Annotated in this window: 21 protein-coding genes; 14 read left to right on the forward strand and 7 right to left on the reverse strand. The window is 38.9% G+C overall.

The annotated features are described in order from the left end of the window. Positions 1-157: 157 nt before the first annotated feature. Entirely contained in the window at positions 158-298 is a 141-nt protein-coding gene (locus E2K98_RS30940) for a hypothetical protein (protein ID WP_165976268.1), read from the reverse strand. 175 nt (positions 299-473) lie between these two features. On the opposite strand from E2K98_RS30940, the gene E2K98_RS13930 reads away from it, so the two are divergent. The 3 genes from E2K98_RS13930 (at position 474) to E2K98_RS13940 (ending at position 2,621) form a co-directional block, all read left to right on the forward strand. Further along, positions 474-977, forward strand: coding sequence for a DinB family protein (locus tag E2K98_RS13930; protein ID WP_133335042.1), 504 nt, complete (start codon positions 474-476; stop codon positions 975-977). A 122-nt stretch (positions 978-1,099) separates the two neighbouring features. Further along, complete coding sequence (locus E2K98_RS13935; protein WP_165976269.1) at positions 1,100-1,873, forward strand: NAD-dependent protein deacylase; 774 nt, start codon at positions 1,100-1,102, stop codon at positions 1,871-1,873. 13 nt (positions 1,874-1,886) lie between these two features. After that, entirely contained in the window at positions 1,887-2,621 is a 735-nt protein-coding gene (locus tag E2K98_RS13940) for an SIS domain-containing protein (protein WP_133335046.1), read from the forward strand. Between the two features lie 252 nt (positions 2,622-2,873). Here the strand turns inward: E2K98_RS13940 and E2K98_RS13945 are convergent, their stop codons facing one another. The 3 genes from E2K98_RS13945 to E2K98_RS13955 form a co-directional block, all read right to left on the reverse strand. Beyond that, positions 2,874-3,653 (reverse strand): cytochrome c oxidase assembly protein, encoded by a 780-nt coding sequence (locus tag E2K98_RS13945; RefSeq protein ID WP_133335048.1) that lies wholly within the window; start codon positions 3,651-3,653, stop codon positions 2,874-2,876. Then, entirely contained in the window at positions 3,640-4,134 is a 495-nt protein-coding gene (locus tag E2K98_RS13950) for a DUF2243 domain-containing protein (protein WP_133335050.1), read from the reverse strand. The genes E2K98_RS13945 and E2K98_RS13950 overlap by 14 nt, the downstream gene beginning before the upstream one ends. A gap of 121 nt (positions 4,135-4,255) precedes the next feature. After that, positions 4,256-5,155 (reverse strand): DMT family transporter, encoded by a 900-nt coding sequence (locus E2K98_RS13955; RefSeq protein ID WP_165976270.1) that lies wholly within the window; start codon positions 5,153-5,155, stop codon positions 4,256-4,258. 296 nt (positions 5,156-5,451) lie between these two features. Between E2K98_RS13955 and E2K98_RS13960 the strand changes: the two genes are divergently transcribed. The 6 genes from E2K98_RS13960 to E2K98_RS13985 all read left to right on the forward strand — a co-directional run bounded on the left by E2K98_RS13960 (position 5,452) and on the right by E2K98_RS13985 (position 11,695). Then, a complete protein-coding gene (locus E2K98_RS13960) occupies positions 5,452-6,123 on the forward strand; it encodes a hypothetical protein (RefSeq protein ID WP_133335054.1) in 672 nt (223 codons plus the stop codon). Positions 6,124-6,305: 182 nt separating this feature from the next. Next, on the forward strand, positions 6,306-7,529 hold the full coding sequence (gene ftsZ, locus E2K98_RS13965; RefSeq protein WP_133335056.1) for a cell division protein FtsZ: 1,224 nt from the start codon (positions 6,306-6,308) through the stop codon (positions 7,527-7,529). 177 nt (positions 7,530-7,706) lie between these two features. Continuing rightward, a complete protein-coding gene (locus E2K98_RS13970; protein WP_133335058.1) occupies positions 7,707-8,957 on the forward strand; it encodes a flavin-dependent oxidoreductase in 1,251 nt (416 codons plus the stop codon). Between the two features lie 11 nt (positions 8,958-8,968). Then, entirely contained in the window at positions 8,969-9,262 is a 294-nt protein-coding gene (locus E2K98_RS13975) for a Dabb family protein (protein WP_133335060.1), read from the forward strand. 111 nt (positions 9,263-9,373) lie between these two features. Beyond that, the gene (locus tag E2K98_RS13980) at positions 9,374-9,880 is read left to right on the forward strand and encodes a hypothetical protein (protein WP_133335062.1); all 507 of its coding nucleotides are present in this window, start codon (positions 9,374-9,376) and stop codon (positions 9,878-9,880) included. 342 nt (positions 9,881-10,222) lie between these two features. After that, positions 10,223-11,695 carry a DHA2 family efflux MFS transporter permease subunit gene (locus E2K98_RS13985; protein WP_235824818.1) on the forward strand — a complete coding sequence of 491 codons (1,473 nt, stop codon included), beginning with the start codon at positions 10,223-10,225 and terminating at the stop codon, positions 11,693-11,695. Positions 11,696-11,742: 47 nt separating this feature from the next. Here the strand turns inward: E2K98_RS13985 and E2K98_RS13990 are convergent, their stop codons facing one another. Continuing rightward, entirely contained in the window at positions 11,743-12,162 is a 420-nt protein-coding gene (locus E2K98_RS13990) for a hypothetical protein (protein WP_133335066.1), read from the reverse strand. Positions 12,163-12,184: 22 nt separating this feature from the next. Then, a complete protein-coding gene (locus E2K98_RS13995) occupies positions 12,185-12,757 on the reverse strand; it encodes a helix-turn-helix domain-containing protein (protein WP_133335068.1) in 573 nt (190 codons plus the stop codon). 224 nt (positions 12,758-12,981) lie between these two features. Between E2K98_RS13995 and E2K98_RS14000 the strand changes: the two genes are divergently transcribed. The 4 genes from E2K98_RS14000 (at position 12,982) to E2K98_RS14015 (ending at position 17,843) form a co-directional block, all read left to right on the forward strand. Then, positions 12,982-14,181: an aminotransferase-like domain-containing protein gene (locus tag E2K98_RS14000; protein WP_133335070.1), complete on the forward strand. Its 1,200-nt coding sequence runs from the start codon at positions 12,982-12,984 to the stop codon at positions 14,179-14,181. Between the two features lie 524 nt (positions 14,182-14,705). Continuing rightward, positions 14,706-16,241, forward strand: coding sequence for an NCS1 family nucleobase:cation symporter-1 (locus tag E2K98_RS14005; protein ID WP_133335072.1), 1,536 nt, complete (start codon positions 14,706-14,708; stop codon positions 16,239-16,241). 198 nt (positions 16,242-16,439) lie between these two features. Continuing rightward, positions 16,440-17,015: a spore protease YyaC gene (gene yyaC, locus E2K98_RS14010; RefSeq protein WP_133335074.1), complete on the forward strand. Its 576-nt coding sequence runs from the start codon at positions 16,440-16,442 to the stop codon at positions 17,013-17,015. 150 nt (positions 17,016-17,165) lie between these two features. After that, complete coding sequence (locus tag E2K98_RS14015; protein WP_133335076.1) at positions 17,166-17,843, forward strand: GntR family transcriptional regulator; 678 nt, start codon at positions 17,166-17,168, stop codon at positions 17,841-17,843. A gap of 69 nt (positions 17,844-17,912) precedes the next feature. Here the strand turns inward: E2K98_RS14015 and nadX are convergent, their stop codons facing one another. Continuing rightward, the gene (nadX, locus tag E2K98_RS14020; RefSeq protein WP_133335078.1) at positions 17,913-18,719 is read right to left on the reverse strand and encodes an aspartate dehydrogenase; all 807 of its coding nucleotides are present in this window, start codon (positions 18,717-18,719) and stop codon (positions 17,913-17,915) included. 610 nt (positions 18,720-19,329) lie between these two features. Here nadX and E2K98_RS14025 point away from each other — a divergent pair. After that, positions 19,330-20,778 (forward strand): hypothetical protein, encoded by a 1,449-nt coding sequence (locus tag E2K98_RS14025; RefSeq protein ID WP_133335080.1) that lies wholly within the window; start codon positions 19,330-19,332, stop codon positions 20,776-20,778. Positions 20,779-20,846: the final 68 nt, after the last annotated feature.

Raw genomic sequence — 20,846 nt, forward strand, 5'->3', positions numbered from 1 at the left:
TTCATTTGAAAAAATGTTGTCGGGGGGGGGTTTTGAAAAGAATAAGTGCCAGTAATCTTTTTATGGAAGTGTACTGCACCCCAAAAGTTAGAGTGAAATTTATAACTTAGGGGTGCATTTTTAAACAAAATTGATTAGTGCGGAAGGTGCGATACTCTTAGAAAAATGACTTAACAATCTCCAGTTGATTATTACATTCCTTACAGGTATATTCAATCTCTAATGCATCTTCTCTCACCTTGTGTTCTGTCTCTTTTTTACAATGTTCACAATAGAGGCTTTTTGGTAATTCAATCATTGCCCCAATCACCACCTATTTTCATTTTTTGTTGTAATATACCCCCAATAGAATATTCCATTCAATCTTTCCAGAAGAGGAAAAAATTAAAATGTAAATTTTGAAATGGGTTCTCTAATGCTATACTTTAAATCGCCATATTTTAGTGTGAGAAATTAAACGGAGGAATGTAAAAATGTATACTTCTATTAATGAATTTATTGGGGAATGGAACCAGGAAATGGAATCCACTCAAAAGGTTTTGGATGCATTAACTGATAGCTCACTTCAACAAGCGGTATCGCAAGAAGATCGTACATTAGGCAGAATTGCCTGGCATATTGTAACAAGTACTCCTGAAATGCTTAATGAATTCGGAATTCAGGTTGCTGCTGTGGAAAACGCAACGACCGTACCGACTTCTGCAAAAATAATTGCAGATATTTTTCGAAAGGTTACAACTGATACAAACAACGCGGTAAAAGAGCAGTGGACAGACCAATCCTTAACGGAAATGATAAATGTATTTGGTATGGATATGCCCAAAGCAGTGACGCTTTCACTCCTCATTAAGCATATTATCCATCACCGTGGGCAGCTGACAGTTCTTATGCGCCAAGCTGGCTTGAAGGTTCCTGGTGTTTATGGACCAGCTCGCGAAGAGTGGGGTCTGATAGGGATGGAAGCGCCGGAACTATAAATGGTACACTTTCGAACACATTGGATACAGTGTGTTCTTTTTTAATTGGTAAGTTTGAGAAAGAATGGATGCTTGATGCTCGTAGGAATTATTTAGTAAAATACAATTTTAGGAGGTTTAAAATGGAGAAACACACTATTCAAACCTGCGCCGGCGTTTTAAGGGAAGCTAATAATATTGTTGTTCTCACAGGTGCGGGAATTAGTACAGAATCCGGAATAAAGGATTTTCGCTCAAGATCTGGAATTTACAAACTGGCACCTGAATACATACTATCACTCGATTATTTTTATAAGCACCCAAAGGAATTTTATCAATTTGCGATGGGGAATCTATACCATCCACATGCTGCCCCAAATAAAGGGCATGAAATTCTTGCGAAATGGGAAAAGGAAGGAAAAGTTTCACAAATTATCACGCAAAATATTGATGGGCTGCATCAAAAAGCCGGAAGTAACAGGGTAATAGAGTTTCACGGAACAATGAAGAAGGCTTCCTGTTTAAATTGTGGAAAAAGCTATCCGACAGAAGAAATGGTCCACAGGCTCGAAACGATGGTTGAGTTTTACGTTTGTAATCATTGTGAAACGAAAAATAAAGAGAATCGTTATATTAAACCAGATGTGGTTTTGTTCGGTGATTCCGGGGAATGGTTTTCGGCAGATGGTTTTCATACGATCTTGAACCTCATCGCTCAAGCAGATTGCATTTTGGTATTAGGCACAAGCTTGAAGGTAACACCGTTTTCTACCTTTCCTCAATATAGAAGACCGGGTATCCCCCTGTTGATTGTAAATCAAGGCGATACTCCTTTTGATTTTGCTCAAGATACACATGTCATTCGAGATTCTATTGGGAAAACATTGTCACAAATAGATGTAATGATAGGAAATTAGGGGGCAGTTAATTGTGTTAAACCAATACTTTGAAAAAGCAAAAGAAAAGATTCAACTAGTTGAAAAGTATGAAATGAAAAAGCTTAAGAAGGCAGCGGAAAAGGTTGCTGAAGCAATTCAAAACGGTGGGGTGGTCCAGCTGTTTGGCTGCGGCCATTCACATATTTTAGCAGAAGAGGTTTTTTACCGCGCCGGGGGACTTGTTCCCATTAAACCGATACTAGTGGAACCTCTGATGCTCCACGAAGGGGCATTAAGATCCTCACAGCTAGAACGGCAAAACGATTATGCTCAGGAATTTTTAAAAGACCAGGAAATCCTTCCGGAAGACGTTTTCTTTGTTTTATCGACATCCGGACGCAATCCCGTACCAGTTGACGTGGCACAGGAAGCCAAGAAAAAGGGAGCTTTTGTAATTGGACTTACTTCATTGGAATATTCGAAGAGTCAGCCTTCCAAACATAAGAGTGGAAAACACCTCTTTAATTCAGTTGATCTAGTGATTGATAACCACTCCACAAAAGGTGATGCCGCTCTTACCTATGAAAAAGTGGCTGTACCTTTTGGCTCAACTTCCACGGTGGTGGGGGCGGTTATTTTAAATGCGATTTTCGCAGAGGCGATTAAAATGATGGCGGATAACGGATATGAACCGCCGGTATTCTTAAGCGGTAATATCGATGGAGCAGATGAACACAACCATCGCTTAGTAGAGAGGTATCGAGACAGAATTCCGTTGTTGTCTTAATTTGTTTTAGGCTTTGTTAAAGGACAATGTTGATTTATTAACTCTGTTGATTGGAGTGGAAGGCACGAAGACTCCTGCGGGAGTACGGGGCAATGGAGACGCCGCAGGAGTGAAGCGACGAGGAGGCTCCCCGGCACGCGCGCGAACCGCTTGAGCCTGGAACGGAAATCAACATACTAGTTTAACACAGCCTTGTTTTATTAAAAATACTGGAATGCAAAAAGCCGCAACCACGTGCTGCGGCTTTTCAAATTAATAAAAGTCGGTATTCATATTGACTCGGGGCCGGGCAGCTTTGAACCATTGAAAACAAAAGATGGTTATTAAAAGAAGGTCAATGATATCTCCGCCGTAATACATCAACATGCTGCCCATTTCGGCCTGTCTAACGGGAACATTGGCTGGTGGGTGCGCGTAGAGATATTTTGCAAGGAAATCATGTCCGGCTATTGTAATAACTAAAACCATCGCACGGTAAAAGTAACTTTTTCGGTGCGGCGTAGGATCCATATAAATAATGGCCGCAGTAAAAAGATACCCAGCAAGAAACACATGGATATGAACTAGCATATGCAGAAGAATATTATGCCTCATAGCGGAATAAAGAGTGCTTGTATAGAGAATCCAAAGCCCTCCGATGTTAAGGATCGAAGCAATGATTGGGTTACTTAAAATTGAAAAAAACTTCCATCTTAAAATTTTTGTTAGAGAACGAGCGGCCTCTACCTTAAGAGTTCGTAAGAGTAACGTTAGTGGGCTAGCCAGTACCACTAGTAGCGGAGCAAGCATTCCAAGGAGCAAATGAACAAGCATATGGGCAGTAAAATCCATATGTGCCAGGGAGGCTAATGGTCCGATGGAGGCGGCAATGATACAACAAATCCCTAAAACCAAAAAAATACATCGGTAGAGTGGGTACGAAAGGTTACGTTGTTTAAAAAATAACCCCAAGGTAAGAGACAGGATTAAAAGCAAAAGTGGAACCTCTGGGACAGGTAATCTGCTTTCAAATTCAGGGTTATTCAAGTGCATTTTTTTGATTTACCCCCGCCTGATTAAATTCCCTTCCGTTTTGAATAAGAAGGGCAATACCGATAATGATAAAGATTATGGCAATGATATTCCATGCCATGTCATATGGAAGGATATCCACATTATAGCGAATCTGATGCAATCTCATGAGTTTGTGCTGAACGGTGCCATCATAAAAATTGAAAACACCAGCCCCTAGCAATACGCTGCCAAGCCACCTTTTAAAAATAAAAGCCCTTCTGCGGCGTAGGTCTGCCACCATAAACAATGCCCCAACAGTAGCAAACCAGCTGAATGCATGAAAAATTCCATCTGATACCAAACCAACAGTGGTTGTGGATTTGTCATAAAAATGATGCCAATGCATTAGTTGATGAAAAACAGCCTCATCCAAAAAAGCAGCCAGCCCTACACCAAACATTATTCCCGACCATAAATTACGATTTTTATACAATGCCACCTGTTTTGTATTCCCAATCATCTAATATTTCTCCTAATCTTTCAGTTCCCTTATACAAGGGTTTACTTTAACCATTATTCCCCATTTTAAGCATATTAGTCGTGTGAATGGGTGGCCTTTTGTGATCTACTTGAAAACCTTTTTATGATGCTTTGGCATGGTTTTTCATCTTCTTATTCTCTGGTCGTCTATATGTTGCCAATATAGCTCCAATAATCGTAATCACCCCTCCTACAAGTGTTAATATCGAGAAGCGCTCATGTAAAAGCAGGACACCAAAAACAACGGTCCAAACCGGAAGCAGGTTGATAAATGGTGCAGACAGAGCAGGGCCGACAATTTTTACCCCTGCATTCCAAGCGAAGAAGGCTAAAACTGATGCTAGTGTACTTACAAATGCCACGGCAAACCATGCGGTAGCAGTCATATGAATCATGTCCGGATGAACAGTACCGATACAACTAATGGCACTAAGAATGGTACCGTAAAAGGATGCCCCTGCGGTCATTGTTAATGGATCTATCTTACTCCCATACTTTTTCCCAAGGACTGTATAAACTCCCCAAGCTAAACACGATAGAAGAATTTCTACAATACCAATCATCGAAGCGTAGGTAGTTCCTCCTTGTTTCCCCTGAACCAAAAGAATAACACCAACAATGGAAACGAGAGCACCGAACCAGGATTTTGCTTTTATTTGTTCTTTTAAAAAAAGCGGTGTAAAAAATAAGATGGCGATTGGAATCCCCGCAGAAATCATGCCCGCATAAGAAGCACTAAGAGAACGTAACCCTAAATAATTCAATGTTGAAAATGCAAAAATCCCCAAAAAGCCAAGAATCAATAACTCTTTCCACTTTGAAAAAATAGGAAATTTCTTTTTATTTAACGCTAATAGCGCCCAAAGTATAAACGTAGAAATAGCCCAGCGAATCGTATTTAGTAATGTTGCTGGTAAAGCAGGTGCTAAGTATCGCCCGCAAATATAGTTGCCGCCCCAAAGGATTGTAGCAAGTACAAGAAGTAAAACTCCTTTTTTCATAAAAATTCCTCCATCATTGAGATATGGCCCATCGTCTGGAAGGCACATAATCCCTAATTCCTATTTCAGTTCCGTTGTTTCCGATAGAAAGATGATCCGGAAAACTTCGATTTAATCTGTACAAAATGCTTTCGTGCTTTATTTAGCGAAAAGGAACTATTTCTATCATATCTAATTTTGTTTGTATCCTACAAGTTTTTGAAAAATCTACTAGAATGGATTGTATATTAATTAGAAAATTGAGATAATAGAATTGTAACTCTTTCACAATTTTATTCATAAAAGAATGAATTTTTATGGTAAAATATTCAAAGGAAAGATTTTTAAAAGATAAGGGGAAATTAAGAATTCTAACTAATTTTGTATTTACCGTTATTTTTCTGCTTAGTGTCATTTATTTAATCCGGTATCGATTAAATTTAAAGAAAGCTGCTGAAATTTCACAAGATGCCCTTTATCCATTAAAAGAGAGTGAGTTTGCTAGTCTTTTGGTACCGGTTGAATGGAAAGAGATGACCCCACTTACGAAACATACGAGATCGTATCAGTATGTTAAATGGGGAACTGTGTTTGCCCTTTTGATTTTAGTGGTAATATTAGCAATAGTGATTACAACTGAATTCCTAGGTTCTTCATTTTTTAGTTTGGCCTATTTGTTCTATTTAATCATTAGCCTTGTTCGTCATCAAGGCAATTTGTATATCCTGCCAAATGGGATTATTATAAATGGAAAATACTATTCGGCAAGCCAAATTCATCATTATGAAACCGAACAAATAGTTCGTTGGCATGAGTTGTATGGTTATCATTCCCGTGTCGACAACGGCTTTAAATTGACTTTTGATATTAAAAAGAAGACATTTCAACCAGATTATATGATTGTAGAGGACTCTTCCCATCTTCGACAGATTACTGACTTACTTGACCAACAAGGGATCAAAGGAGTCCAAAAAACAGAAAAAAATTAGTCTTGGTTTATTCCAGTCGTATAGGTGAGGAATACCTATCGTGTTTGAGTGACCACAGGACTATATAAAAAATCACATTATCTTGATAAAATATTAGATAACTATAAAATACATATAAAATACTCTTGAAAATAGATACACGCCATTTTCATTACTAGAGTGGTTCAATAGGAGGAACAAACATGTGGGATTTCGATTTAAATATAGATCAGGTAGCAAGAATTAAAGTAATTGGTGTCGGCGGCGGCGGTAATAACGCTGTTAACCGAATGATTGAGGATGGAGTTCAAGGTGTCGAATTTATTGCAGTCAATACAGATGCACAAGCTCTTAAACTCTCAAAAGCGGAAATTAAAATGCAAATAGGCGGCTCTTTAACAAGAGGACTTGGTGCAGGAGCGAATCCAGAGGTAGGCAGAAAAGCCGTTGAAGAAAGCCGTCAGCAGCTTGAAGAGGTTTTAAAAGGAGCGGACATGGTGTTCGTTACCTGTGGAATGGGCGGAGGAACCGGAACAGGTGCCGCACCGGCGATTGCGCAAATCGCACACCGGTTGGGCGCCCTGACAATTGGCGTAGTCACACGCCCATTCGGTTTTGAAGGCCATAAACGAGCAAAAAATGCAGCAAGCGGGATTGAGCAAATGAGGGAAGCAGTGGATACCCTGATTATTGTTCCAAACGATCGCTTATTACAAATTGTTGATAAAAAAACACCAATGGTACAGGCATTCCGTGAAGCTGATAATGTCCTTCGCCAAGGGGTTCAAGGGATTTCGGATCTCATTGCCGTTCCGGGACTTATCAACCTAGATTTTGCTGACGTGAAAACGATTATGACCAATCAGGGAACAGCTCTGATGGGAATTGGTGTGGCTAAGGGGGATGGCCGTGCAGTTGAAGCTGCCAAAAAGGCGATTTCGAGTCCATTATTAGAAACCTCAATTGATGGTGCTCAGGGGATTTTAATGAATATTACCGGAGGCACTGATTTAAGTTTATATGAGGTACAAGAGGCAGCTGATATCGTTGCTTCCGCGGCAGACCAGGAATTGAATATGATTTTTGGTTCGATTATAAATGAACATCTTAAGGATGAAATCATGATTACCGTGATTGCAACAGGCTTTGATGATAAAGAAGCGGCGCCGTCTGCTCAAGCCTCCAACCAAACGAGAGAAGTCCATTCCCTTCGGCCTGCCCCAACCCAGCACAGACGGGAACATGTAATCCGTGAGGACCGGGTTCAAGATTACAATCGAAAACAAGAGGAAGAGGCTCCTGTTCGAAACAGGAATCGGCAGCAAAAAGAAGAAACAGGATATGGACATAATCGAGAAAGTCGACAATCTGAAGATACACTAGATATCCCAGCGTTTTTACGAAATAGGAATAACAGGAATCGATAACGAGGTGCCTGTCACCACCCGAATTTTGTTGAAAAATGTTGAAAATATAAAAACTACGGAGTGTATTTTACTTCGTAGTTTTTTACTATAACTCTGATACTTTATGCATTTTTGTTGATAAATTTATACATTATGGAATAATTAAGAATAATTTAAAGAGTCTGCGAGGGGATTCAGATGGCTAGCAGAAAAACAGCAATTATTGTTGGCGGAGGTATTGGTGGGCTTGTTACTGCCCTAAAACTTCATCGCGCAAACGCGTCAGTGCGTGTATTTGAAAGTGTCGAAAACATTCAGGCTTTAGGAGTAGGAATTAACCTCTTGCCACATGCAGTTCGTGTCCTTACTGAATTAGGATTAATGGATAAATTAAATAAAATAGGCTTGCCAACGGCTGAACTTATTTATGTAAATCAATTTGGCCAGAAAATTTGGGAGGAAGCAAGAGGGATCGATGCGGGATATCGCTGGCCGCAATATTCATTTCACCGCGGGCGCTTGCAAATGCTTTTATTAGAAGCAGTGAAGGAGCAACTAGGGGAGGAGGCCGTAATCACAGGTCACCATCTTTCTTCGTTTGAAACAGTAGGTGATGAGGTGGTTGCTCATTTTGTCAATCGAAAAACAAGAGAGTCACTTGGCTCCTATCGTGCAGATATGATGGTAGCGGCAGACGGAATACATTCCGTTGTCCGGAAACATTTTTATCCAAATGAAGGATTACCGAAATTTAGTGGTCGGATATTATGGAGGGGTATTTCTGAATTTACTCCATTTCTAACGGGTAAAACGATGATTATGGCAGGGTATCAGGATCAGAAATTTGTTGCGTATCCTGTTTGTCCAAAAACAGCGGCAAAAGGAAGTTCCTTAGTGAACTGGATTGCTGAACTTACAGTTGGCGGAGATTTACCATCACGTGCTGATTGGAACAAGAAAATTAGTAAAGATATTTTTGCGCCTGCATTTGCTTCATGGGATTTCGGCTGGTTAAATGTACCAAAGTTAATTGAGCAAACAGATGCCGTTTACGAATTTCCAATGGTTGATCGTGACCCACTGCCGCAATGGACATTCGGAAGAGTCACGCTCCTAGGGGATGCAGCCCATCCGATGTATCCGATTGGTTCAAATGGTGCTTCCCAAGCCATTTTGGATGCCGATGCATTAGGACAAGTTCTTATGGAACAGTCCGATATTGAGCTTGCTTTAAAAGCTTATGAAACAGCACGGTTAGCTCCAACTGCAAACATTGTTTTAAGTAATCGGAAAAATGGGCCGGAAGTCGTCATGCAAATTGTAAAAGAACGGGCACCGAATGGGTTTGAGCATTTACATGACGTAATTTCTCGTCAGGAACTCGAAAATATTGCCAATCGATATAAGCGAATCGCAGGGTTTGACAAGGAAACTTTAAATACAAAATAGGAGCGGGAACCATGGTTGAACACATCGTATTACTTAAATTTTCAGAATTAACAACAAGGGAACAAAAAGATATTGCCATCCGCATGACATTAGCACTAAAGGATGAAATTCCGGGAATTATTGATATCCAACAGGGCTATAATTTTTCGGAGCGGAATAAAGGGTATGAAGTAGGTTTGACAGTCCGCTTTGATCATCGTCATTCTTTAGAGAATTATGGTCCCCATCCAAAACATCAGGAAGTCTTTTCTTTTTTAAAAGAAATCGGCTTGGAGGATTTGATTGCAGTTGATTTTGACTTTTAGAAAAGGATATGATTTGTATTTGTTTGCACATAATAAAAGGACTGACTGTAGAAATCTTTTTAAACTATTGCACCATATCTATTCGTATTAAAAGAAGGAAGGAAAAAGAATATGTCCTTTATTGGCATTGTCATTATTATCGTGTTAATTTATTTTCTTATTATTCGCCCGCTAACCCGGCGGAATCGCCCGCAAATTTACGAGCCAAGAAGGGATCAATATGACCAAAGGGGCTATAATGGTCCAAGAAACTACTATGGTGCTACGCCAGGCCGAGGCTTTGGAGGATTCGGAGGAATTGCAGGAGGAATGGCAGCTGGAGCCTTGCTAACCTATCTATTTGAGCAGGGACGAATTGGCTTCGATCAATACCATTCCCTGCAAAATCTAGAGGATCATGAAATCATGAGAGAATTAATGGACCAAAATATTCTCCAAGAACATGAAATTGATCAACTACAAGAACAGTTAGGGCACCAAGACGATAATGGTGATTGGGATGGAGAACGAAATGGCGATGGTCCAAATAACGTCGACGATAATGACCAGGATAACCAACAAAACAACAATGACAATGACTTTAGTGACTGGGATAACGGTGACGACAATTGGGTTTAAAAATTGAAAGAAGTTCCAAATACAAGCCTGCTTCCTTTAACAAATAAAGAAGGCAGGCTTTTTTTGATTCGACAAAGTTCGGGCGGTGACAGGCACCGCCCGAACTTTGTCGAATTATACTCCTTGTATAAAAATCTAAATTGCATGATTTTTTTGTATTGGTAAATCCTATTTGTAGACTGAATTTTTTTTGGTTGCAATTTTTGAACTGATGGTATATGATGGTTTTTATGCGTATTAGGGATGCAGGAAAATATATACAAATCAACTAAGGGGGATACAATTTTGGATCATACGTTAAATAAGGCCGCTTCTCCGCCGTATGGTGTCATCGCAGTATTGATGGTCGGGGCCTTTATTGCTTTTTTAAATAATACGTTATTAAATATAGCCCTTCCATCGATCATGAAGGATTTAGATGTAGAGGCCTCAACGGTTCAGTGGCTGACTACAGGGTTTATGCTCGTAAACGGGATATTAATCCCAACCACCGCCTACTTAATCCAAAAATATACAGTTCGCAGACTATTCTTAGTCGCAATGGGGCTATTCACCGTTGGGACAATTCTTGCTGGATTTGCACATTTTTTTATTATGTTATTAGCTGGCCGTATGATACAAGCTTCTGGCTCGGCCATCTTAATGCCATTATTAATGAATGTTATGCTAGTAAGCTTCCCAGTGGAAAAAAGGGGAACTGCGATGGGGGTATTCGGGTTAATTTTAATGTTTGCCCCGGCAATTGGTCCGACTTTATCCGGCTGGATTATTGAACATTACGATTGGAGAATGCTTTTTCATTTTGTTACTCCCATTGCCATTATCGTTCTTTTGATTGGCTTTTTCATGCTTAAGGATAAAAAAGAGAAAATGGATATGCGCTTGGATTTCATTGCACTTCTTCTATCAAGCATGGGATTTGGTGGAATTCTTTATGGGTTTAGTTCAGCAGGAAAAAAGGGCTGGGATAGCCCTGAGGTTTATGGAACCATTATTGTCGGAGTTATTTCATTAACTGTTTTTATCATCCGTCAATTAAAGCAGGAACGACCAATGCTGAACTTCAAGGTCTATCAGTACCCAATGTTCTCGCTATCATCGGCTATTTCAATGGTTTTGTATATGGCATTATTTTCAGGGATGCTGCTTCTTCCAATATATGTTCAAACCTTGAGGGGAATTACTCCGATGGATGCCGGGCTTTTACTACTGCCAGGGGCACTTCTAATGTCCATCATGTCTCCGATTACAGGGAAATTATTTGATAAGATCGGTGGACGCATCCTAGCCATCATCGGATTAAGCATTGTTACAGTTACCACTTATGGATTTAGCCAATTAACCTTGCATACGACTTATACACATCTCATTCTTTTATATTCCATTCGAAGTCTTGGGATTTCTATGGTGATGATGCCGGTTTCGACTAATGGTTTGAACCAATTACCGAAATCACTTTATCCGCATGGAACAGCAATGAATAATACATTGAACCAAGTAGCAGGAGCCATTGGGACGGCATTACTAGTAACGATTATGACAAACCGCACAGCATCACAGGCCAAAGAAATTGGTGCTGAGGCGATGAAGCATCTTACATCGAAGCCAACACCGGCAGCACTTGCTGAGATGAAGCAGCAGGTTATGATGAAGGCGATGTTAAATGGAATCAACTATTCCTTCCTTGTCGCTACTTTTATTGCAGCTTTGGCACTTTTTCTAGCCTTCTTTATCAAACGGGCCAAACAAGCCGAAGAACCCATTGAAGGAAACTCACGAAGTAAAAAAGTTAGAACCAAATTAGCGGAAAATTAGAATAGAAAAAGGGTGGCTCCATGAGTCACCCTTTTTCATCAGGTATTTTATGCACTTGTTTTTAAATCATAAGAAAAATCGCTGTCATTCCATTCGAAAATGCCTTCCTGTAAACGAATGGTGGGATTAAACGGACATGGAATTGAAACTACTTCTTCTGAGTAACTCTTTATTTCCTCCCGACATTTTTCAACCAATTGTGTTTTCAACAGAAGGAGTTCGTCTTTTGAGGCTACACGGATTAGTCTGTTAATCGAAATTTTACTCTCATTTATCCCATACTTTTCGCAAATACTATCATGAAAACCTTTATTAAACTGAATCATCATGGGAAGGTCTTGGATAGATGCCACACCATATACTTCTTTAATTACATCCTCATATCTAATTTGACTGCCGGTAGCAAATCTGGTTATTTTCTTTTCTGGGTTTTCCAATATATAAACTGTTTCAATTGAATTATTCATAAAAATCTGCCTCTCCTCATAATTAAAGTTGGATGTTTGGACTGGAATAGTAAATTACCACACTAATTTCACAAATTTCTTTATCTCTATTTTCAAAAATCTGATAAACATCAGTTGAAAAGGAGACGGAATCTCCTTGGTCCAATGAATACTGATCTTCATCACCAATGGTAATTGAGAATGTACCGGAATGGACTGTGATTGATTTAATCGCACCAATTCCGTTTGGTTCAGTATAGTGATTGCAGCCTGGATGAAGACGGGCCCGGTAACTTTCAATCGGTATACCTGGTGAAGCAAATGTATTATAAACCTCATACAAGTCATTATCCTCCTTGAAAAAAGGCTGGTCAGCCATTCGAATCATTTTAACAGAAGGATTCATTGCTAAAAAGGAAGCGAAAGGAATTTGCAGGCCAGCAGCAATTTTCCAAAGAATGGAGACGGTTGGATTAGAGGCTCCGCGCTCAATTTGACCAAGCATTGGCTTACTAACCCCAGTCAAGTCAGCCAGCTCGTCCAAAGTTAATTTCCGTTGTTGCCGGAAGTACCGCAACCGCTGGCCTATTTGAGCCGTTAAGATATCCTTATCCATTAAATAACCCCTTTGTTGGATACAGTATATTACTTTATAAAAATATTATAACATATTTCTATAATGCTTTAGGGCTATAACGTATAAACAAATTAAGGCGAAAAATTTTTCTAAATATTTTGCAAAATGAAATTTATTATCTTATAATGTACAATAAATCTAATATATTATATTTTTTACATCAAAAGGTTGAATACAATATAAATAAAAGGAAGCGACATTATATGAATTATCCATTTGCACCCCAAACCAAAAACTATGAATCATCTGCCGTAAGGGATATCTTAAAGGTTACACAGCAAGGGCATGTTATTTCTTTCGCAGGGGGTCTGCCAGCAGAAGACATTTTTCCAATCGAACAGGTTCAAATTGCCTATGAGAAAGTATTTGCTTCAGGGAAATCTTCATTGCAATATGGACTAACAGAAGGATTTATTCCCCTTCGCGAAGCGGTTCAAGCAAAAATGGAAAAGAGAGGTATTTTTTCACATCCCGATAACATTCTGCTTACAACTGGATCACAGCAAGTAATCGACTTGTTTTCACGAATTATGCTTGCACCGGGGGATGTTGTCCTCACAGAGGATCCTACATATTTAGCAGCATTACAGGTCTTTAGATCGTATGGAGCGAATGTTGTGGCTGTAAAGAGTGATGATCAGGGAATGATCACGGAGGATCTAAAAGAAAAAATTGAAAAATACCAGCCGAAATTTGTCTATACCATCCCAACTTTTGCAAACCCAGATGGAAAAGTGTGGAGTCAGGAACGACGTCAGGAGCTATTCAATCTTTGCTCCGAAAAGAATGTTCTAATTCTTGAAGATGATCCGTATGGCGATATTCAATTCCATCAAGACGAGGTCTATCAGCCGGTGGCTGCTTTAGATACAGATAAAAGGATTGTTTTGTATACCAGCACTTTTTCTAAGTCCGTTGTCCCAGCTTTAAGAACCGGTTGGGTAACCGGACCAGCTGAAGTTATTAAACTAATGACCCAAGCCAAGCAAATGAATGATTTACACTCAAGTTCACTCGATCAACAGGCACTCTATTATTTATTGCGCGATTTTAACCTGGATTCACATATTGCTTTAATTAGAAGCGTTTATTATGAGCGGATGAAATTGATGAAGGAATATTTTGATAAATTGGGGTCAGGATTGTTCACATGTAGGGAGCCAAAAGGTGGAATGTTCATGTGGGTAGAAGGAAATGAGGAGTTAAACACAACTGCCTTGCTTGGCGAAGCCGTTAAAAAGGGAGTTGCATTTGTTCCAGGTGCACCATTCTATGTCAACGAGCCAAAGCACAATACCTTCCGTGTAAACTATAGCCATTCTACTCCTGAAAAAATTAAGCTTGGAATGGAGCGACTGGTGGATGTGTTAACGTCAGTTCCAGTTGCAACGAAAACAATTTAATAAAATAGTTCATTCAAAAGAGTACTGTGTTTAACACAGTACTCTTTTGAATGAAAGTGTAGTTTTTTGTTTGAAATTGAGGACAGGTTCTCATTGAATAGAGAACTAGAAATGTTAAGATAATGATAGTTTATCAATGACCGGTTTTTTACAAAACATAAAAAATACAGTCTAAATTATTTTACCTTTTGTCCAATGACAGCCTAATTTGGTGATATATAATATAAGTTAGGCAGTTGTGGTTTGCTCCAAAATTGGTTTCTCTTGTATTTGGGGCGATTTTTAGATTGATTGGAAGGTGATGCGATGAACGAAGTTGTAGCATTATTTTAAAGCGCTTACATTCGTGAAAAGCTAAAAGGTAATAGAAGTTTAAAAAATCGTAAAATAGGAAATCAAAATATTCTCATTAATTATAAAGAAACGGCAATAATATCATGGTGATCATAAATATTCTCTAGCGAATGCACAGCATTGGTTTTACTCGGAAAGTTCTTTGAAAAACCAAACAAGGGGGAATTTTATTGAAAACGCAAATTGAGCAAAATGGTATTGTCATTTTGACACAAGAAGCGGCGGACAGCTTAAGCAATAGCGAGATGTGGAATGACGATCTCCGTCCGACCACTATGAAGGAACATTCTTGGAAAGGTCTAAATTTTGCTACTCTTTGGATTGGAATGTGTTTATGCATCCCAGCCTATACGATGGCAAGCGGGATGATCTCATTAGGAATGAACTGGTGGCAGGCAATTGGAACCATCTTTATTGGAAATGTTATTGTTCTTATTCCTATTTTATTGAACTCGCATGCTGGGACAAAATTCGGTATTCCGTACCCAGTGTTTGCACGACTTTGGTTTGGCTCAAAGGGTGCACACATCCCAGCTTTAGCAAGAGCACTTGTTGCAGCGGGATGGTTTGGGATTAACACCTGGATTGGAACAGGTGCCATTGATACATTGTTATCAGCTTCTTTCTCTTTCTGGAGCTTCCCAGGACATACAGCGATTGTTTTTGCTCTTTTTTGGATCTTAAACGTAGCTGTTGCCTATAAGGGCCCGCAAGCCATGAAGTATTTAAGTTTGATTGCAACTCCTGTTGTTGGGGTCTCTGCAATTATTCTCCTAATCTGGGCATTCACCAATTCCGGCGGTTGGGGGCCAATTTTATCGACTCCATCTAAATTCCAAACCACTGGTGAATTTTTAAAAGTATTTTTTCCTGCCGTTACTGGAGTAATTGCTTTCTGGGCTACTCTTGCCTTAAACATCCCGGATTTCTGCCGATATGCAAAAAGTCAAAAATCTCAAATGATCGCACAAAGCTTTTCACTACCACTAACCATGACCATTTTCTCTTTTATTGGAATTGCTGTAACCTCTGCAACAGTAGTCATTTTCGGGCAGGCCCTTTGGGATCCGGTAGCCTTGCTTGCAAAATTCCCGCCATTTGTTATTTTTCTAGGTACTTTAGTCATTGTTCTTTCTTCATTAACCATTAATGTAGGAGCAAACGTAGTCGCGCCTGCACGTGCGATTGAGAATTTAAATCCAAGACGGATTACGTTTGGAATCGGAGCTCTTGTTACCGGTTTATTTGCCATCCTAATTCAGCCATGGTATATCATGGAGAACTTTGGAAACTATATTTTTGGCTGGCTGGGAACATACGGTGCCTTACTCGGCCCAATTGATGGAATTGCAATCGCCGATTACTGGCTTGTCCGTAAACGGAAAATGGCTCTCCACGAATTGTATGATGTAAACGGCCGCTACAGTTATACAGGCGGATTTAATAAAAATGGTGTATATTCGCTCATCATTGGGGTTGCAATCCCGGTTCTTGGCCTCTTGATTCCAGGACTTCGCTTCATATGGGATAATGCCTGGACATTTGGATTATTTATCTCCATTATTGCCTACACCTATTTAATGAAAGGTGATAAGAGCGTTCTACAAAAAGGAGAGTATGAAAAAATTACAAGCTTCAAAACTGGCATTCCTGGACAAATCTCTGACTCGGTTGATGGCAGTAGCCCAAATGTGGATTTGTTTTAAAGTCATTAAATGAAAGCTGCTCAAAATCATTGGGCAGCTTTTTTGTTACCATTTTACGAACTTTATTGGGTGCAAATTAAAATTCTAAATAATTTTATGGTGAAGTTAACACTATCTATAATAAAATAAAAGAAATGGGCAATGAAAAGTGCCAAAGAAGGTCAGCACATAAAACACCGGTAGGGGGAGGTAAAGGTGATGTGGCCTTTTAAGAAAAAGTTCTTAGAAAAAGGTGAAAGGCCAGGTTTACTTTCCGTACAAGAAACGATTGAGGAAAGAGAAATTGAGAAAATGGCAAAAAAATTAAAACAAGTTCTAGATAGTACGAAAGATGAAATCATTTTTTTATGTATAGGATCAGATCGTTCCACAGGGGACTCTTTTGGTCCAATGGTGGGAACAATGTTAAAGGATAGAAAGGTTCCTTTTCCTGTATATGGTACATTAGAAGAACCAGTTCATGCACTGAATTTTAAGAAGATTCTGAAACAGGTTAAACAAACGCATAATGGACCGTTTATTGTAGCAATCGATGCTGCTTTAGGGGAAGAAAGTCAAATTGGATTAATTGTTTTGAAAGAAGGGGCTATTTTTCCTGGAAAGGCACTTAATAAAGGATTGCCAAGTGTTGGTGACTATCACCTGAAGGCTATTGTCAATTATCTTGATCCATATAAACCAATAGAGTCCTTGAACACCACAAGATTAAATACGGTTATGAAGCTGGCAGATATCGTAACCAGGATTATTTCTCGCGCTATCGAAGATTATTAGATTACGAGGATATATTGCATAATTCCATTTATTTGTAAATGGAAAATTCGAAAATTTTAGTGGTAATTTGAACCATATCATTTGATGTTTTTTTATCCGGTACGATATAATTGGTTTAATGTATACAAAAAGTTGAAGGGAGGAGATCTAATGAGTACTAATTGGGCGGCGGAGGATTTAATTTCCTTAAGAGAAAGGGTTTATTTACACATAAAAGACCTCATCTTAGAAGGTGAATTTAAAACCGGTGATCGGCTTGTGGAAAGGGAGCTTGCTGACAGATTAAATATTAGTAGAACGCCGATTCGTGAGGCTTTATTTCGGTTGGAATCACAAGGGTTTGTAAAAACCGTGCCGAGAAAAGGGGTAATTGTTGCGGACATTTCTGAGAAGGAAATTATTGAAGTTTTTACGATCCTATCTTCTCTTGAAGTTTTAGCAGCAAAATTGGCTGTTCAAAAGTTAGACGAAGAAACAAAAAGCAATATTGATACCTATATAAAAAAGGTTGAAGAATGCTTAGATAATGAAGAGGCTTTTTCTGATTTACATGGGGAATACAATCAACTCTTATATAGTGCTGCTAAAAATTCTAAACTTCAAGAAATACTGAGCGGATTATCTGATTATATTCGTGCTTTCGCCAAAATTGGTTATAAGAACCCAGGAAGAGCCGTACAATCTATGGAAGAACATGTTAAAATTATGGATGCCATTATGAATCAAGAGAGCGAGATGGCAGAATATTTGACAAAAATTCATATGGAAAATTCAAAAAAGGCGTATATTGAAGCGGTTAATCAAAGCAAGGAAAAAAGGAAAGGGTAAAAGGTTGTCCAAAAAGTCCATGATAAAAAAGACTTTTGGACAACCTTTTTTATAGGGTCAACGCACAGATTAAAGGCCAACCATAACGGATTCTGTTAGGTTTCTTAACACTTTTGCTACACTCATTGCTACAATAGGACTAGATTTAGGATTTTCTTTAAAAGGCGTATTTTGTACTTTAATTTCAATCTGACCAAAAAAGCCCCTTGCTAATATGGTGTGGAAATTTGCCTGAATGGTTGGGTCCACAAATACTTGAACTTTTGTTTTTTCGAAACCAACCCCGGCAATACTTAATGCGGCTGATACATTCACGTTTTCAGGGAATAATTTTGCAGCATTCCTGGCATTGCCTTCATATATACAATAAGGCTCAGAGATAGTCTTTAAATTTACTTTTTCCTCAGCAATCGTCCCATACCAGCTTTTTGGTTGTTTCCTCGTGATAAGCGTTATTTCTTCTATTTCTCCTAATACCCCTGCAGCTATTCGGTCTAATCCAGCAATGGCGGCAGAAGGAAGTATGATTTGTTTATTGTATTTTTTTGTAGCAACTTTCAGTGTTTCATAAAATTCATAATCTGCGAAAGCCCCGACAGAGAGTACGATTAAATTACTCCCAGTGGAAAGGGTCTTTTCCCCATATTGCTGTAGCGCTTTATGACCCGCTGCTTCAATAATAATATCCAAATCTTGATCAAAAAACAGGTTTTCGTCGGTCGTGACAACGCAATTTTGCGGAATAGATTCGTTTATACCAGGCTTCTTTCTAACAAGAATGGATTTGACTTCAACCTCGCCTGCTTGATTGGCAACGATCAAATCGCTAATCGCTTTGCCAAGAGTACCATAACCTATGATCCCAGCTTTAAGCATTTTTTTATCACCTCAATAACTTTATTAATTTTTCTCGATCTTTTTATGGTATACCGTATACCTGGAAGCTTTGTTTTATTTTATCGAATAAGCTTTTTAAAAGCAAGAGATAATTACGAAAATAAAAAAACATCTAAATTTTCAAAATTATTTGCTATTTAACCTCTTTTAATGGTATATTAAATTCATTCTATATAGTTTACAATCTCTATATAGTGAAAAATGTGAAAGGAGGGTACATAAATAGGCTCACTGGGTTTAATCTTGTCTCCGTTGTATTATTGAAAGGGCTTACAATAAGAGAGGTATGAGGATCTTATTGTAAAAACTCAGCAGGAATTGAAACATCACCAAAAAATGGGCTTTTCATTTTTATTTTTAAAACATCTTGGTATACAATCCACAATCCACAAAGTGCAAAAAACCCTTAGAACTTCAGGATAACAATTTTGGACTCATGAAAAAAACTGAATAGTTAAGTTAAGCAAAGAAAATTTGATTGAATATTCTTTTGGTTGAAAATCTATATGTCTTCGCTTAAAAGCCAAATGCTATGAAAACCTTGCAAGATTAATTCGATTAATATCTTATAAAGCAACGGAGGAAAGATATGGAATTAACATTAGCTCACTGGGTTTATCTAGTTGTAACTGCAGCTGTCATTGTGATTATGCTTTTTAGAAAAGGTGTTGTTTTACCTCTTATAATTGGGACCTTTTTAGTCGCAGCAGTATATAAAGGGAGTCTTATTGCAGGGTTTCAAGCGGTCTTTAATGCAAATCTAGTTGCCGCAAAGGAGCTATTCAGTATTTTCCTGATTATTTCCATCATGATTGGTCTGCTTAATTCGTTGAAGGATCTTGGGGCGGATAAAAGGATGGTTGTACCGATACAAAAAATAATGGTAAACGGTCATATCTCTTTTATCGTTTTAATGGTCACTACTTATGTAATTTCTCTCTTTTTCTGGCCAACCCCCGCAGTTCCATTAATATGTGCATTATTGGTTCCAGCAGCCGTGAGTGCAGGGTTGCCTGTTATGACATCCGCAATGGTCATTGTCATTGCTGGACAAGGTATGGCTCTTTCTTCAGATTATATTATGCAAGTAGCACCAATGCTTAGTGCAAAAGCAGCAGGAATTGATAAATCCGCAGTTTCAGATAAGGCATTCATTCTTTCTCTTATTACAGGGGTAACCTCCTTAGCCATTGTCTATGTGAGATCTCGAAAAGCAATTAGGAAAAAATCCGGGTCTGTCAATAACTTAAATAATGAAGAAAAAGCTTTCTTTGATGTGGCCAATGAACTTGCTGCTACGGCAGAAGAGAGTCCTGATCTTATCAAAAGAAAAGAAACATGGGGAAGATTATTTGCCATTATTGTTCCTTTGGCAATGCTAGGTGTTATGATTTTTATGTTCCAAACTAAAATTGGCGGCGGTTCAGGATTTGAAGGGGGCGACGGAGCAGCTTTTATTGGCGGTGTTGCAACTATTCTATTAGTGCTAGCGACCATTGCCTTCAATCGAATTCATGCCCTTGATAAAATTAGCGAACATATCACTGAAGGATTTGTTTTTGCCTTTAAGGCAATGGCACCGGTAATTCCAATTGCTGGATACTTTTTCATGGGAAGCGGGGATTTTTCAGGTTCTATCCTATCATTAGGTGATACCGCAGCAAAGCCTGCCTTTCTATTTGATTTAATCCAAGCAGGGCAAAATTATATTCCACATAGTCCATTTTTTGCAGCAATCAGTATATTAATTGTTGGTATTATTACGGGATTGGATGGTTCAGGGTTTGCAGGGCTACCATTAACGGGTGCGTTGTCTGGAGCCATTGCGCCAGGAAGTCACATTGATCCTGCTGTTATGGCGGCAATTGGACAAATGGGTTCAGTTTGGAGCGGTGGTGGAACACTGATTGCATGGTCATCTCTTGTAGCAGTTGCTGGGTTCTTGCAAGTTTCTCCGTTGGAATTGGCTAGGAAAAACTTCATCCCAGTCGTTTCAGGGCTTCTGCTGGCAACCATACTTGCCGTGTTTATATGGTAAAAGAGTGTTCTAGTTTACGAATTTCTTAGTAAAATATAAAATATAATTTTAGAATAAAGGGGTTTTCC

The organism is Bacillus salipaludis, from assembly GCF_004358205.1.

Bases quoted from the DNA above. Each gene is read 5' to 3' on its own strand.
- E2K98_RS13950 (WP_133335050.1), bottom strand. From the start codon at position 4,134: ATGATTGGGAATACAAAACAGGTGGCATTGTATAAAAATCGTAATTTA.
- E2K98_RS14025 (WP_133335080.1), top strand. From the start codon at position 19,330: ATGGAATTAACATTAGCTCACTGGGTTTATCTAGTTGTAACTGCAGCT.
- E2K98_RS13970 (WP_133335058.1), top strand. From the start codon at position 7,707: ATGGCTAGCAGAAAAACAGCAATTATTGTTGGCGGAGGTATTGGTGGG.
- E2K98_RS13980 (WP_133335062.1), top strand. From the start codon at position 9,374: ATGTCCTTTATTGGCATTGTCATTATTATCGTGTTAATTTATTTTCTT.
- E2K98_RS14015 (WP_133335076.1), top strand. From the start codon at position 17,166: ATGAGTACTAATTGGGCGGCGGAGGATTTAATTTCCTTAAGAGAAAGG.
- nadX (WP_133335078.1), bottom strand. From the start codon at position 18,719: ATGCTTAAAGCTGGGATCATAGGTTATGGTACTCTTGGCAAAGCGATT.
- E2K98_RS13975 (WP_133335060.1), top strand. From the start codon at position 8,969: ATGGTTGAACACATCGTATTACTTAAATTTTCAGAATTAACAACAAGG.
- E2K98_RS13990 (WP_133335066.1), bottom strand. From the start codon at position 12,162: ATGAATAATTCAATTGAAACAGTTTATATATTGGAAAACCCAGAAAAG.
- E2K98_RS30940 (WP_165976268.1), bottom strand. From the start codon at position 298: ATGATTGAATTACCAAAAAGCCTCTATTGTGAACATTGTAAAAAAGAG.
- E2K98_RS13960 (WP_133335054.1), top strand. From the start codon at position 5,452: ATGGTAAAATATTCAAAGGAAAGATTTTTAAAAGATAAGGGGAAATTA.
- E2K98_RS13935 (WP_165976269.1), top strand. From the start codon at position 1,100: ATGGAGAAACACACTATTCAAACCTGCGCCGGCGTTTTAAGGGAAGCT.
- E2K98_RS14000 (WP_133335070.1), top strand. From the start codon at position 12,982: ATGAATTATCCATTTGCACCCCAAACCAAAAACTATGAATCATCTGCC.
- ftsZ (WP_133335056.1), top strand. From the start codon at position 6,306: ATGTGGGATTTCGATTTAAATATAGATCAGGTAGCAAGAATTAAAGTA.
- E2K98_RS13985 (WP_235824818.1), top strand. From the start codon at position 10,223: ATGGTCGGGGCCTTTATTGCTTTTTTAAATAATACGTTATTAAATATA.
- E2K98_RS13930 (WP_133335042.1), top strand. From the start codon at position 474: ATGTATACTTCTATTAATGAATTTATTGGGGAATGGAACCAGGAAATG.
- E2K98_RS13955 (WP_165976270.1), bottom strand. From the start codon at position 5,155: ATGAAAAAAGGAGTTTTACTTCTTGTACTTGCTACAATCCTTTGGGGC.
- E2K98_RS13995 (WP_133335068.1), bottom strand. From the start codon at position 12,757: ATGGATAAGGATATCTTAACGGCTCAAATAGGCCAGCGGTTGCGGTAC.
- yyaC (WP_133335074.1), top strand. From the start codon at position 16,440: ATGTGGCCTTTTAAGAAAAAGTTCTTAGAAAAAGGTGAAAGGCCAGGT.
- E2K98_RS13945 (WP_133335048.1), bottom strand. From the start codon at position 3,653: ATGCACTTGAATAACCCTGAATTTGAAAGCAGATTACCTGTCCCAGAG.